The organism is Mesorhizobium waitakense, assembly GCF_056431085.1.
This window is the reverse complement of record NZ_JBWKME010000192.1, coordinates 67,553-80,074: the sequence shown is the minus strand read 5'-3', so window position 1 is coordinate 80,074 and position 12,522 is coordinate 67,553. Positions and strand designations below refer to the sequence as shown.

General features: G+C 60.0%; 13 protein-coding genes and 1 pseudogene. 6 read left to right on the top strand and 8 right to left on the bottom strand.

Annotated features, from left to right (window positions below):
* Positions 1-193: 193 nt before the first annotated feature.
* The 3 genes and pseudogenes from AC07FD_RS34895 to AC07FD_RS34885 all read right to left on the bottom strand — a co-directional run.
* Positions 194-943, bottom strand: coding sequence for a hypothetical protein (locus AC07FD_RS34895; protein WP_478353512.1), 750 nt, complete (start codon positions 941-943; stop codon positions 194-196).
* 319 nt (positions 944-1,262) lie between these two features.
* Complete coding sequence (locus AC07FD_RS34890; protein WP_478353665.1) at positions 1,263-1,349, bottom strand: hypothetical protein; 87 nt, start codon at positions 1,347-1,349, stop codon at positions 1,263-1,265.
* Positions 1,350-2,260: 911 nt separating this feature from the next.
* A pseudogene (locus tag AC07FD_RS34885) lies at positions 2,261-2,479 on the bottom strand (DUF1963 domain-containing protein); the annotation flags it as partial.
* 824 nt (positions 2,480-3,303) lie between these two features.
* Between AC07FD_RS34885 and AC07FD_RS34880 the strand changes: the two are divergent.
* The 4 genes from AC07FD_RS34880 to AC07FD_RS34865 all read left to right on the top strand — a co-directional run bounded on the left by AC07FD_RS34880 (position 3,304) and on the right by AC07FD_RS34865 (position 7,725).
* Complete coding sequence (locus AC07FD_RS34880) at positions 3,304-5,178, top strand: adenylate/guanylate cyclase domain-containing protein (protein WP_478353664.1); 1,875 nt, start codon at positions 3,304-3,306, stop codon at positions 5,176-5,178.
* A 137-nt stretch (positions 5,179-5,315) separates the two neighbouring features.
* A complete protein-coding gene (locus AC07FD_RS34875; protein ID WP_478353511.1) occupies positions 5,316-6,647 on the top strand; it encodes a gluzincin family metallopeptidase in 1,332 nt (443 codons plus the stop codon).
* Between the two features lie 26 nt (positions 6,648-6,673).
* Positions 6,674-7,291 (top strand): hypothetical protein, encoded by a 618-nt coding sequence (locus AC07FD_RS34870; RefSeq protein ID WP_478353510.1) that lies wholly within the window; start codon positions 6,674-6,676, stop codon positions 7,289-7,291.
* Positions 7,292-7,395: 104 nt separating this feature from the next.
* Positions 7,396-7,725, top strand: a complete 330-nt coding sequence (locus tag AC07FD_RS34865) for a hypothetical protein (protein ID WP_478353509.1) — start codon at positions 7,396-7,398, stop codon at positions 7,723-7,725.
* 180 nt (positions 7,726-7,905) lie between these two features.
* On the opposite strand, the gene AC07FD_RS34860 is transcribed toward AC07FD_RS34865, so the two are convergent.
* Positions 7,906-8,712 (bottom strand): SapC family protein, encoded by an 807-nt coding sequence (locus AC07FD_RS34860; protein ID WP_478353508.1) that lies wholly within the window; start codon positions 8,710-8,712, stop codon positions 7,906-7,908.
* 279 nt (positions 8,713-8,991) lie between these two features.
* Between AC07FD_RS34860 and AC07FD_RS34855 the strand changes: the two genes are divergently transcribed.
* The gene (locus tag AC07FD_RS34855) at positions 8,992-9,267 is read left to right on the top strand and encodes a DUF6916 family protein (RefSeq protein WP_478353507.1); all 276 of its coding nucleotides are present in this window, start codon (positions 8,992-8,994) and stop codon (positions 9,265-9,267) included.
* A gap of 73 nt (positions 9,268-9,340) precedes the next feature.
* Positions 9,341-9,994, top strand: a complete 654-nt coding sequence (locus AC07FD_RS34850) for a 2OG-Fe(II) oxygenase family protein (RefSeq protein WP_478353506.1) — start codon at positions 9,341-9,343, stop codon at positions 9,992-9,994.
* A gap of 340 nt (positions 9,995-10,334) precedes the next feature.
* Here the strand turns inward: AC07FD_RS34850 and AC07FD_RS34845 are convergent, their stop codons facing one another.
* Genes AC07FD_RS34845 through AC07FD_RS34830 form a run of 4 tightly spaced genes read right to left on the bottom strand, consistent with a single transcriptional unit; the run spans position 10,335 to position 12,413 of the window.
* Complete coding sequence (locus AC07FD_RS34845; RefSeq protein ID WP_478353505.1) at positions 10,335-10,850, bottom strand: N-acetyltransferase family protein; 516 nt, start codon at positions 10,848-10,850, stop codon at positions 10,335-10,337.
* A 7-nt stretch (positions 10,851-10,857) separates the two neighbouring features.
* Positions 10,858-11,382 (bottom strand): phage tail protein, encoded by a 525-nt coding sequence (locus AC07FD_RS34840; RefSeq protein ID WP_478353504.1) that lies wholly within the window; start codon positions 11,380-11,382, stop codon positions 10,858-10,860.
* Positions 11,383-11,393: 11 nt separating this feature from the next.
* Positions 11,394-11,897 carry a phage tail protein gene (locus AC07FD_RS34835; protein WP_478353503.1) on the bottom strand — a complete coding sequence of 168 codons (504 nt, stop codon included), beginning with the start codon at positions 11,895-11,897 and terminating at the stop codon, positions 11,394-11,396.
* A 12-nt stretch (positions 11,898-11,909) separates the two neighbouring features.
* A complete protein-coding gene (locus AC07FD_RS34830; RefSeq protein ID WP_478353502.1) occupies positions 11,910-12,413 on the bottom strand; it encodes a phage tail protein in 504 nt (167 codons plus the stop codon).
* Positions 12,414-12,522: the final 109 nt, after the last annotated feature.

The following is a 12,522-nucleotide window of genomic DNA, read 5'->3' as shown; positions in this document are numbered from 1 at the left end:
ACAAAGGGGCGGGGTAACCGGACCTTTTTTGCTGCCTGGCACTGGGGACGAGCGGGTAAATGCCGGGCCGGCGCCGAAGGCGCATGAAGCGGCCGGCGACGCGGCGGGTCAAAACAGGGCCGATCGGCCTTGCGCGGCGCGGAAGATTTGCGGCGCGCTTCTGGCGTGCAGGCACGCGAGGAAGGCAAGGAACTTATCTGCCGAACACAAATGCCATCCGGCGTGCCAACGGCGCTGACGGTCGCACTCTGAGATAGGAGCGCGACAACACGACGGACGTCATCACGATTTGATAGGCGGAAACAATGGCCCCGACGACAGGCAGAGCCATTGACAGGGAACCTAGATTTTTTGGATCGATGCCCAGCAGAAAGAACAGCAGCATCAATATAGCTATGAACAAAACAGTGATCAGGCCGAACGAGATGAGCAGACGCGGAAACGCATAGCCGAAGACCTTGGAACCGCGTTGGCCGGCAACTGTAAGTGTTTGATCATCATCGGCAATGACCGCAGGCAACATCGTACCCCATTTTGCGAACGCAGCGATGCCGGAAAAGGCCCAGACAAGAAGGGCGGCCAACAAGGCGACGGCCGCATGAACGCCGCCGACGACCATAGCAATCCCAACCGCAAGGGGAGCTATCGCGCCGAGGAAGCCGAGCAACAGGCAACGTCTCACGAAACTGAAGAATACTTTGGGCCTTTCCCTCAGCCAATTGGATACCTGGTCGGGGTCAAGCTGCGTCAAAACGGCGATGTGCGCGGGAATAGCCAGGAAGGTCGACGTCATTACGCCGATGAAGATTGAAGCTCCGGTGTTGAGGTGCATGAATTTGTCCAGCAAAGCCAACCCGCCAGCCATGCAGATGTATCCGACAACCCATTTCCAGTTACGGATATAAACTTCCAGCGAAGCCCCCCAGATATTGTCTTCGACCATCACCCGCCCCCTATTGGCACCCGGAGCGCAATCAGTATCGGCACCGCCTTGCGGGTTTCTTAATTGCAGACGCCAAATTTTCATCTTTGCAAAATTAGATAATTGGGACGGCAAGCCGGGAATAGTTGAATAGAATTACAACATCTTTTCTATGAATTCAGATGCACCGTGGCCATAGCGGGAGATACCACTTGCCGCCGATGCCGACACTCTGGAAATGACGCGTCGTGCCGAAGCCGGGGTCGGCGACCCACCTTCGGGTACCTGAACATCGCGAGCGTGTGGCAAAGTGGCCAGAGCGCCACTGACCAAACACCGGTCAGTAGGCTTCGACTGTCAGAAGTGCGTTCTCGAACCGCTTGGCCGCAAGGTCCTCGGGCGTGATCCAATATTGAAGCGGCCCCATCTCGCCAACGGTCCAATCGACCGCCATATCCGGATCTGGAGCAACAGCAGGCAGCGGTCCTTCATCTCGTCGGCTGCGACCTGGATGACTTCACCCTTGCCAAGCATCTGATGGCCACGGGGTGAGTGGCGGTGAGACAGGGCGGCTACGACTTCCCGGCCTATCAACGCCGCACCGTCCGGATCTGTCAGTCCACCCTCGGCGCCCCGGATCGCCGCGATTGAAAGCCAATGGTTCATCACCTGTGGAAGTTGGCGATGATGCGGCCGCCGCGCCGGAGAAGATGACGGCATGCCGTTGGCGCGCAAGTCTTCCAGGAAGGCAAGGATCTGCTGCTTCACCTCGGCTGGAGGCGCGTCATATTCCTTCAGTCCGGCATTGACCGTCGGAAAGAAAGCGTTGAACATCTTCGAACCGAATGCCGACAGTTCGCGCTGCACCAGCCGTAGTCGCTTGGCCTCCGGATCGTCTTCGACAACATCACCAAGCGCCCTCAGCTGTGCCGTGACGTCGGCCGTCTCTTCGCGGTGATATGCTTCCACGAGCTTTCGAACGATCCGCGCAGTATGCCAATTGGCCGGAAAACCCGGATATGGCGTCCAAAGCGTGTCCTTCGGCGCCTGACGAGCGGAAAGCAGCGGATCGGGGGTAACAGGCGAACCGTAGAAGGCCTCAACCCTTTCGGCGCGAATCTTGTCCGCGACCTCGAAGGCATGACCTTCGTCCGCACGCGCCGCGACTTCGGCGTCGGTCGGCTCCTCGATCCAGGCAAATTCGACCTCGACCCGATCATAGTGGGTTCGCTTGCCCCGCAGGATTTCGTCCGTCGGATCCGATCCCAGAATCTTGGCGGTGAAGGGCATGTCGAGCGGCTGCCACTTCTGCGTCACCCGGCGCGGTTCATACCGGGTCACGAAGTGCAGCGCGTCCGGCCCAAACGTGTCGGACATCGGCGCGAAGAAATAGAGGTAGCCCTTGTCGGGCAGCAGATCGCGGCCGGGTCCCGGTGGCAGATCCGAACAGTCGATTTGCACCATGAAATTGAGGCGCTCGAGCAATCCCTGCCGATTGTGAACCGTCGGCCAGTCGAATTCATCGGGGACGATCGGCAGCCCGCCAAAATAGCTCATGCTGCGTTGCGGAAGACGCGGCGGAAAGACGTGCCTGATCGCAATGCGCGCGGCTTGCCCCCGTTCGATCGCTTCGCGGCCATCGGCGGAAATCGGCGGGATCTTGCGCTCGACATGCGCTTTGAACTTCGCCTTGCGCTGGTCGTCGCTGTCCTTGGCTTGCTGCTGCAAGTCGGCGATCAACTTTTCCGCTGCAGGGTTGGGCCGGGGGGAAGCGGTGTGGGCCGCTTCAGACGATGCAGGCGGGCGCTGGCGAGCCTTGCCAACCGGCAAGGCGGAACTGTCCTGTGGCATGCTTTTTGAAGCCGAACGGGAGAACACCCCGGCAATGCCGCGATAGATCAGGCTGCCAACGATCAGGAGCGTCGCCCCCGCCACAAGCAGCGGCATCAGATTCGCCATGACGCTTACCCCCATCGTCGGCTGCGTCGCCTCCTCCGGCAGCCAAATTATTGCCGTGATATGAGGCCTCGCGCAAGCAGGGCGCCGATCAGGCAATATGGCGGCTGAAATCAGCCCGCAAGCAGCCCCGCCTTCCGCAGCGATGCCTGATGGACCAGCGACGTCCAGCTGTTGGTAGAGGCGAGATGGCAGTGGAGCAGGCCGAGCGCATGGGCGGCCCCGAAGCGTCCCAATCCATCGCCCCGGCAGGCCTCCGCCCGAACGGCCCAGCCGGCTGTAGCCTTCGACGAATTCGGGATCGCCATAGATGTTCCGGGTCACTTCCGTTCGTTCCTACTCCCGTGAACGACGTTGGCGCTGGGGAGGTAAATCAGATAGAACTAAATCAGGCAGAACGATTGTCTGCGATTTCAGGAGACGACATGTCTGAGGAGCATGTTGAGCGTCGGCTGGCGGCGATCCTGGCCGCAGATGTGGTCGGCTATAGCCGTCTCATGGAGGTCGACGAAGAGCACACGCTCAATCTCCTCCGGCAGCATCGACGGGAGTTCTTCGATCCGACCGTCACCAAGTACGGTGGGCGCATCTTTAAGGTGATGGGTGACGGCTTCCTGGTGGAGTTCGGCAGCGTAATCAATGCGGCGCGCTGCGCGGTCGAAATCCAACGCGGCATGTCCGCGCGGAATGCCGGCATCCCCGAAGACCGGCATTTCAAGTTTCGTATGGGCATCAACCTTGGCGACATCATCGTCGACGGTGATGATTTCCATGGCGACGGCGTCAATCTTGCGGTGCGGCTGCAGGGCCTCGCGATACCCGGCGGCATCGCCTGCTCGGAAGCGGTGCGCCATGAGGTCGGCAACAAGCTGGGCGTCGACTTCGCCGACCAGGGTGCCAGGACCGTCAAGAACATTGCTCAGCCGGTGCATGTCTATTTCGCCAACTGGGACCAAGGCGTCAATGTCGAGACGCATATTGCGGCCATGAGCGTCCAGACGCTGGTGCGGTCGGACAAGCCGTCGGTAGCGATCCTACCCTTCGCCAATCTGAGCAATGATCCCGACCAGCAGTATTTCAGCGACGGCATCACTGAAGATATCATAACCGACCTCTCGAACGTTTCCGGCCTGTTCGTACTCAGCCGCAATACGGTCTTCGCCTTCAAGGGCAAGACCGACAAGATGGAACGCATCGCCAGGGAGCTTGGCGTTGGCTATATTGTCGAGGGCAGCGTCCGCAAGGCGGGAAACCGGGTCAGGATCAATGCCGAGCTGATCGAGGGCGCCACAGACGGACACGTCTGGGCTGCCCGCTACGACCGCGACCTCACCGACATTTTCGCTGTGCAGGACGAAATCGCCAAGGCGGTCGTGGCGCAGCTCCGGGTCAGGCTCCTGCCCGAGGAGAAGAGGGCTATTGAGCAGTCGCCGACGGACAATGTGGAAGCCTATACGCATTATCTTCGAGGCCGCGATTACAGCCACATCGCCACCAGAGCGAACCACCTGATGGCCAGACAAAGTTATATCAGGGCCATTGAGCTCGATCCGGGATATGCCCGCGCATATGCAGGCTTGGCGGTCAGCGACGTACGCCTTCAGTCGATGTACGGCTCACCGATCCAAGTGGACGACATTTTCGCGACCGCCGATAAGGCCCTGGCTCTGGACCCGAATTTGGCCGAGGCGCATTCAGCCAGGGGCTTTGCCCTGTCCCTCGCCGGCCACCGTTCCGAGGCCGCGGCGGCGTTCGAACAGGCTCTCGCGCTCGACCCCAATTGCCACGAGGCCAACCGTTACTATGCCGAGTTCTGCGTAACTGGCGGCCAGTTCGAGCTCGCCGCGACGTACTTCATGCGCGCGATGGAGATCAAACCGACCGACTACGGCGCACCGGTCATGCTGGTGAACGTCTTCCGCACTCTCGGCCAACAGAACGACGCCGAGCTTTATGCGCGGATCGCATTGGAGAGAGCTGAAGAGGAACTCCGTCTGCATCCGGAAAACGCCAATTGTGCCTGCCTGGGGGCGATCATGCTGGCCTTCCTTGGTGAACGCGATAGGGCAGCGAAGTGGCTTGACCGGTCTCTGGCGATCGACCCTAGCGATATGAACACCCAATACAACGCCGCTTGTACCTATGCGTTGCTGGGGGAGTTCGAACGCTCGATCGACCTTTTGGAAGCGTGGTTGCCGCAGGCTGGCGCCGAGATGAGACTCTGGTTCAAGAACGATTCCGATTTCGCCTCTGTTCGCAGTCATCCTCGCTACCAGAAGTTGCTCCAGCTCCTGCAGTAGCGATACGCGTTGTTCTCGAGGCAATTTTGTTGCCGATAATCATGAACCGGCCTTCGGGAAGATTTACCCGACAAACCAACGCCCTCGCCATCCCACAGATATTATGTTATGTTACTAATATAACCGAGAGGTGGGGAATGGGTACCCGGTTCAGGCTGTTCGTTCAGCCTCCGTTCGAAGACCCTACGTCAAGCCCTGAGATCATTACGGTTTCTTCCCCGCCAGGCAGCGTCGGACCTGGCCCATCCGACGATCGTATGTATGTCGTCGAGCCGGTCGGCAAGACGCGGCCCTATGGCGTCAACCACGGCCCGTTGGGCACGCCCTTCATCTCCCTGCCGCCCTGGACGCGAGCGATCCTCGATCCGGCCGTTCCCGACGAGGAAGGCAATTTCGATCACTATCAGCCGTCGACGCCCGGCTTCGAAGCAGCGCACGCGTTCGGTTGCGTTCGCTTCACGCTCGACGTTTGGGAGCGTTACATCGGCCAGCCGCTCATCTGGCATTTCCGCGATCACTACGACCGTCTGGAGATCTCCATCCTGCCGGGTTGGGATAACGCCCAATACGGCTATGGCTTCCTCGAGCTCGGCAGCCAATTCACGAAAGACGGGCGCACGCTCCCCTTCAGCCTCGACTTCGATATCATCGCGCACGAGGTTGGCCATGCATTCGTCTACAGCGTCCTCGGCATACCTGACCCGGGAGCTGAGTTCCCCGAATATCTGGGCTTTCAGGAGGCCTTTTCCGACTGCGTTTCGTTGATTGCGGCCATGCATTTTCCCTCCGTGATCGAAAATGTTCTGACGGAGACACGCGGGAATCTCTACATCGCCAACCAACTCTCTCGCTTCTCGGAATTCTCGCCGCACCGCCAGATACGCGAGGCCAACAACAAACTGACGATGGCCGACTTTGCCGACGGCTGGACCGACGAGCATGCACTGTCGCAACCTCTCACGGGCGCCGTCTTCGACATTCTGGTCGATGTCTTTCACGAGAGCTTGGTGGCGCGAGGACTGATCTCGCCGGAGGCCGAAGATCTTGCCGACCTCGCCGAGATCGACCCAGCAGCGGAGCTGCCGGTCCAGGAAGTCTTCGACCGCGATTTCGCTCGCAATCCAGAAGGTTTCGTCGAAGCGCTGCTCGACGCGCGGGATATCGTGGGTACCCTTCTTGCCGAGACGCTGTGGGCTCTCGCCCCGGATTTCCTGGACTACGGTGACGTGGCGAGAGCGATGCTCGCAGTCGACGACAGTGTGACCGGGGGAGAACTATCGAGGATCATCTTCCGAGATTTCGACCGGCGAGGGATTTTTCGCTACCGCGCCGGGCCTCGCCTGACGAAACCAAGCCGAAAGAGCCATTTTCACGAGGGCCGAATCGCTCTTCCGCTGGACCAGGCGCGTCTGCCGGACATGAGCTATTTCGAGAAATATTGGATGTCCAGAAGTGGCGCTGAGTTTTGATCGACATGCAGAAGATGGGGTGATCCATGATACCTGAAACCATTCTAAATACCTCGGCCATACATTTGTTCGGTAGAGTTCTTGAAGATTTGAAGCTCAAGAAGAGGATCGATGGGGGACGGCCACCAAGGCCTGGCAACAACAGATTCCTGCAGAACCAGATCGACGCCTCCGGTAGCCTGCTGGCAAGGATCTATGCGTTCACCTTCGAGGCACAGTTCTACGAGCTGGCCCGACCGACCATACTTCTTGTCCATGGGCCTGGCACCGCGGTTGATTATCCAGCCCCGGGAAACACCGATCTCAAGGTCATGAGCCGCGGTCCAAGCGACCCTGCCTATACCGGATTGTCATCGCAGATAGGCTCGTTTGCGCGCGGAATGCTGGTCTGGGTGTACGACAAGAGTGACCTGACAATGCGGCTGGAACTGGACACCGGAACACTGGAAGATGTCCTGTTAAGTGCAGAGCTGGACCCGCGTTCGTTTGGTCGATCGGGTGGAGCAATGGGCAGATCCGGCGGTGCGATGGGGCGATCAGGCGGCGCGATGGGCAGGTCTGGCGGCGCGATGGGCAGGTCTGGCGGTGCGATGGGACGGTCCGGTGGCGCCATGAACCGCGGCGGGCGCGGCGATTTGGACTAGGGCAATTCCGGGAAAAGTGAGAGCGGTTTTCCGTCCGGATTTGCCTGAAAACGAGGAGATAGCGTTTCTGATCGTTAATTGAGAAATGCCGAAGGAGATGGACCATGGCAAACGTAGAGATAGTGCATGTCGCTACACCTGAAGGGAATGCCGTAAGAGGCAAAGATCCGGTTACGGTCGGTGTGACGGTGGCCCCAGGTTGGTTTAAAGAGGCAGAAGACTTGGCAATTAAATTTATTTACTCTGCTACTTTAGAGAGCACAGAATATCTATGCAATGACGATATAACAGTCGAGAATGCAACAGAAATCAACTTTCAGGTTAAAGCAGAATATGGCGCTTCGCCTGGAGAGTATTATGTTCAGATCAAGAAAAAATCTTCAGGTGAAACGATTGCAAGTGGCCCTGACGATGGAACTATCACTGTATCCTAAAGCTGGTCACTGCCAAACAAATACTCAGTGACCGACTGCAAGTCACATCGGCATCAACGGCTTTGCCGTCACGCCGGCAAAATCTTGCCGGGTTCTTGACGTTTTGCGGTTGAGTGTCTGCTTGATCGGCTTCCTCAGCTGCCTCCTCAAGTCCTTCACCACATGAGGGCCAGCGAAAAATCAGCCCGCCGGCAGCCCCGCCTTGCGCAGCGACGCCTGGTGGGCCAGCGACGTCCAGCTGTTGGTCGAAGCGAGGTGGCAGTAGAGCAGGCCAAGCGCGCCTGATTTGCGCAGGTCGAGAAACGCCTCGTCGCTCAGCTTGTTGAAAGCCGGCTCATCGATCACCTGGAAGTCGGTGAGGTTGAGCACCTCGCCGCCTTCGAGTGTCACCTTGCTCTGGCGCGGCGCGAACAGGCCGTGCGCGTCGATCCTTTCGATCATCACGCGGGTGGCGTTGAAATCGAGCTGGAACTGGTTGCAGAAGGCGAGCGCCTGCCTAGTCGCCTCGGTCGGCTCGGTGCCCCCTGTGCCCCCAGTGCTTGTGAAGAACGGCAGGATCTTTTCGTCGCGGAATGGCGCCAGCAACTGGTCGACGACGCGGTCGCTTGCCCGGTCGACGCACAGCGTCAGCCGGCCGGGCGACTTCGGGTCCTCGGCCAGGATGAAGGGATAGCGGCGGACATAGGCCGGGATGTAGTGCGGCCCGGTCCACTTGCCGTCGGCATCGACGAACAGATTCTCGTCCTTGCGCACGCCGGTGATGATGACCGGCGCCTTGGCCGAACCGATGAAGACGATCGGGTAGGAGCGCATCGCTGCCGGCATTTCCGACGCCACCACCGGAATGGCGTGCGCAGAGCGGGCAAAGCCGAAGTCGCTGCGCGCCGTCAGGCCGAGCGAGCCATGCCGCACCGGGTTGAGCGCCTCCGGCGTCGAGTAGAACAACGGCATCGTATCGCTTGCCACTTCCGTCTTCGTATCTGCCATCGTCGGTCCTTTCTCCCGCAGGCCGATCAGGCCGCGACCATCAGACCCGAAAGCCGGGATCTGTTCTTGTTGCGCTGACCTTGGTTTGGAAACAATCCCGCGCAGGAACAAAGTACTACAGCGTCTCTTGCGCGCATAAAAGGACAGGCGGTGCTGTATTTTGGGGTTTGTGCCGACGAATTGACTTGGCGCGACGCCGGTGCCGGCCGGGACCCTCTGGACAGCTTGCGGCGAAGCGGCGACAGTGCCGCCGGCAGTAGGCAGAGTGAGGCGAATTGCATGGCGTCGGCATCGGATTTCGAACAGGCGGTCGGGTCGGTTTTCACTGCCGAGATTGGCGGCAGGATGGTTTCCCTCGAGCTGACCGCGGTCCGCCAGATCGCTGCCAGCCCGCGTCCCGGCGGCGGTTTTACGCTTTTGTTCAAGGGGCCGCGCGACATAGGGCTGCCGCAGGCCATCTACCACCTCACCAGCGATGCCATCACCGACGACATCTTCATCGTCCCGGTTTCGGTCGACTCGGCCGGCTATGTCTATGAGGCTGTCTTCAACTGATTTTTTGATTTTCGGCGGTCCGGCCGGTCAGGGCGACCATCAGGGTACTCCGAGAGGGGCGACAGCTGGACAGATGATCGACCATTTCGAGATCGCGGGCGTGCTTGAGGAAGCCGCATGCAGCGCGCTGTGCGCGGAAATGCGGGCGGCCGGCGGTCGGCCGGCCGGCCTGATGGGGCGTGACGACCAGAAGCCGGCATGGCCGGAAGTCCGCCGGACCACGCGCGTCGAGGTCTCGCCGGCCACCGAAGGGCTGGTGAATGCCCTGTTAGCGCAGCAGAAGGCGGCTCTAGAACGGCATTTCGGTCTCGCTCTTGGCAATGCTGAAAAACCCCAGTTTCTTCACTATCGGGAAGGCGATTTCTTCGTGCCGCACCAGGACGGAAACACGCCGCTGATCCACGACGACTCGCGATTCAGAAGAATCTCGGCGGTGATCTTTCTCAACCGGCAATCGGACGATCCTTCGCCGGCAAACTATGCCGGCGGCTCGCTGGTCCTGCATGGTCCCTTACAGCGGTCCGCACCTGCGCGTCGCCATGCCGACATTGCCAGGCTCTCTCGTCGCGTTTCGTTCGGAAACGACGCACGAAGTCACCCCCGTCACGCGCAACGAGCGTTTCACCATCGTGTCGTGGTACCGCGGGGCGTGACGATCGGCGCGGGCGTCATGGCCGCTCTAATGCACGTCGCGTTGAACCGAACTCAGGACACGCTTCAGGCGTAGGCGCTGCCCCTCACCTGCCTGCCGGCATCCTCACCCCGTATAGTGACGGAGAGAGGGGCGCTGTCATCGACGGTTTCGCCAACCGCCAGCGTTGCAGAAAAGAGCGACAGCGTTGCGGCCAGCCTCTTTCTCCCCGTCACGATGCGGGGAGAAGATGCCGGCAGGACAATGAGGGGCGGCGCGGACCAACGATCCCTTGTTCAACGCGTTCGCACGAGGTTTCACGCGACGCGCTTTGGCTAGCGCGCTGAACACTCCATCAGATCGTAAAAGTACGTGAACATCGGAAGCGGAGGAAGCCGCCATTCGCAGGCCGGCATCACCTGAATCTCAACTCGCCTTACGGCGGACACTCCATCAGGTCGTAGACGCCCTTGTCCTCGGTGACGACGAATCCCAGCCGCGTATAGAGCCGCCTGGCCGGATTGTTCTTCTCGACATGGATCGACACCGCGTTGCCGGCGGCACTTGCCTCGTCGATCAGGTCGCTGAGCAGTGCCGCGCCGAACCCCTTGCCGCGATGCAGCGGCAGGAAGGAAATATCGATGATGCAATACTGGTTCTGCCAACGCTCGAGATAGAGGCGGCCGATGTCGTCCGCGCCAGACATCACCACCAGCCAGTCGGCTTGCGAATAATGCTTGATGTAATGTGTGTGCTGCGCCCGAAACTGCATGTCGAGGAAGGCGGTCTTCTGCGCCTCGGTCCAGGACGTTACGGCCAGTTCCTCGGCACGGGTCGAGGCATAGACCCGTGCCAGGAACGGCAGATCGGCATCCGTCACTGGACGAAACGTCAGTCCGGCGCCGGCCGCCCGCACCCAACCGGCCGAAGCCGTCCCGCGAAACTGGTTCATCGAAAAATCAGGGGCGCGGCGGGAACACACCCTGCAGCGCGATGCAGAAATAGCAGGCGAGATAGGGTTGCAAATTGTTGTGCGGCTGGTCGCCGCCGGCAGGCGTTATCGTCTGGTCCGACAGCGGCACCAGACTGCCTGGCGCGATATACACATTTCCCTGGCTCGACTTGGCGAACGCGTTGCCGGGGGCGATGTTGCTGTCTCCAGCAACGATCGACGGTGCGGCATCGACCTGGTGGGTGTGACTAGGAATCTCGGACTGCAGCAGCGTCACGGTGTCCGAGCCACCCGTCTCGCCGAGATCATGCAGCGAAAGACCAGGGCCTTGGCCTGGATGCATCGGCGCCCGGCCCTGGAGGTCCGGCAGCGCGAAATTGGACTTGCCGTTGCCGCCATAGGTGGTGCCGAGCAGCGAGAACAGCGCAGTGTTCTGCGACAGCGGCAGCAGTTGGCCATCGCACCAGGCCCATCCCGTGGGCGCGAAATTGAATGGAAAGATGCGGATTTCGGCAACGAACGGATTGGCCATGACGGTCCTCTTTAAGTCGGCGACGGAAAGATTCCGAACAGCGAGATGATGAAGTCGACGCACAGATACGGCTGGAAATTGGTATGTGGCTGGCTGCCACCGACCGGACCGAGAAACTGGGGCGCCATTGCCACCGATGGACTGCCGTTGATGAACGCGTTGACCTGGCCAGACCTGGCGATGACGCTTTGGGCCGGATTGGGCTGGTTGGCGACGTCATTGGACGCGAGCAAAAGGTGAGCGTGTGCCGGGATCTGCTGTGTTGTCAGCGTGATCTCCTCCGCGCCTCCGGTCTCGGCCATGGCGAAGCCGTTGCCCTGATGGATCGGAAGGCGGCCTTGCAGGTCCGGCAGCGCGAAGGTGCTCTGACCGTCGCCGCCATAGCTCGTGCCGATCAGTTGGAACAGCGTCTCGTACTCCGAGATCGGCAGAAGTTGTCCGCTGCAGAACATCCAGCCGGCCGGCGCGAAATTACCTGCAAACATGCGAATCTCGCCAACGTAGGGTTGTCCCATGGTTGCGCTCCCTCAATTCGGCGACGGAAAGATGCCCTGAAGGGCGATACAGAAGCTCAGTGTCAGAAAAGGCTGCATGTTGAGATGCGCCTGGCTTCCGCCGACATTGCTGATCGTGCCGGCAATCATGGCACCAAGGTTTTGCACCGGACCATAGAGTGTGTTCGGTGTGCTGTTGCCAAGCATGTCATTGGCCGGGAGATTGGTTGCGCCGGTGACGGTCGATGCATTGGCGGCGTGGACATGCGTGGGTATTTCGGCGATCGACAGCGTGTGTGACTGCTCGCCGCCACCCTCGCCAAGCGTGTGAGAGCCGCCGACATGAATTGGCGTGCGTCCTCGATAGTCAGGAAGCGCGAAATTCACCCTCCCATCGCCGCCAAAAGTGGTGCCGAGCAGCGAAAACAGCGCCTGGTTCTGATTGATGGGCAGAAGCTGGCCGTTGCAGAGTGCCCACCCCTTTGGCGCGAACACGAACGACATGATTCTGATTTCCGACAAAAACGGCTCAGCCATATGCCCCCCTCCGAAACAACCTAGACTGACTCTAGGCCGATTACATTAGCAAGTCGACAATAATATCACAGAAAACGGCCAGCGTATTACTTCGAATGGTTAACGAATC

Coding starts and splice junctions, on each gene's coding strand:
- AC07FD_RS34895 (WP_478353512.1), bottom strand. CDS start 943: ATGGTCGAAGACAATATCTGGGGGGCTTCGCTGGAAGTTTATATCCGT.
- AC07FD_RS34890 (WP_478353665.1), bottom strand. CDS start 1,349: ATGGGGCCGCTTCAATATTGGATCACGCCCGAGGACCTTGCGGCCAAG.
- AC07FD_RS34880 (WP_478353664.1), top strand. CDS start 3,304: ATGTCTGAGGAGCATGTTGAGCGTCGGCTGGCGGCGATCCTGGCCGCA.
- AC07FD_RS34875 (WP_478353511.1), top strand. CDS start 5,316: ATGGGTACCCGGTTCAGGCTGTTCGTTCAGCCTCCGTTCGAAGACCCT.
- AC07FD_RS34870 (WP_478353510.1), top strand. CDS start 6,674: ATGATACCTGAAACCATTCTAAATACCTCGGCCATACATTTGTTCGGT.
- AC07FD_RS34865 (WP_478353509.1), top strand. CDS start 7,396: ATGGCAAACGTAGAGATAGTGCATGTCGCTACACCTGAAGGGAATGCC.
- AC07FD_RS34860 (WP_478353508.1), bottom strand. CDS start 8,712: ATGGCAGATACGAAGACGGAAGTGGCAAGCGATACGATGCCGTTGTTC.
- AC07FD_RS34855 (WP_478353507.1), top strand. CDS start 8,992: ATGGCGTCGGCATCGGATTTCGAACAGGCGGTCGGGTCGGTTTTCACT.
- AC07FD_RS34850 (WP_478353506.1), top strand. CDS start 9,341: ATGATCGACCATTTCGAGATCGCGGGCGTGCTTGAGGAAGCCGCATGC.
- AC07FD_RS34845 (WP_478353505.1), bottom strand. CDS start 10,850: ATGAACCAGTTTCGCGGGACGGCTTCGGCCGGTTGGGTGCGGGCGGCC.
- AC07FD_RS34840 (WP_478353504.1), bottom strand. CDS start 11,382: ATGGCCAATCCGTTCGTTGCCGAAATCCGCATCTTTCCATTCAATTTC.
- AC07FD_RS34835 (WP_478353503.1), bottom strand. CDS start 11,897: ATGGGACAACCCTACGTTGGCGAGATTCGCATGTTTGCAGGTAATTTC.
- AC07FD_RS34830 (WP_478353502.1), bottom strand. CDS start 12,413: ATGGCTGAGCCGTTTTTGTCGGAAATCAGAATCATGTCGTTCGTGTTC.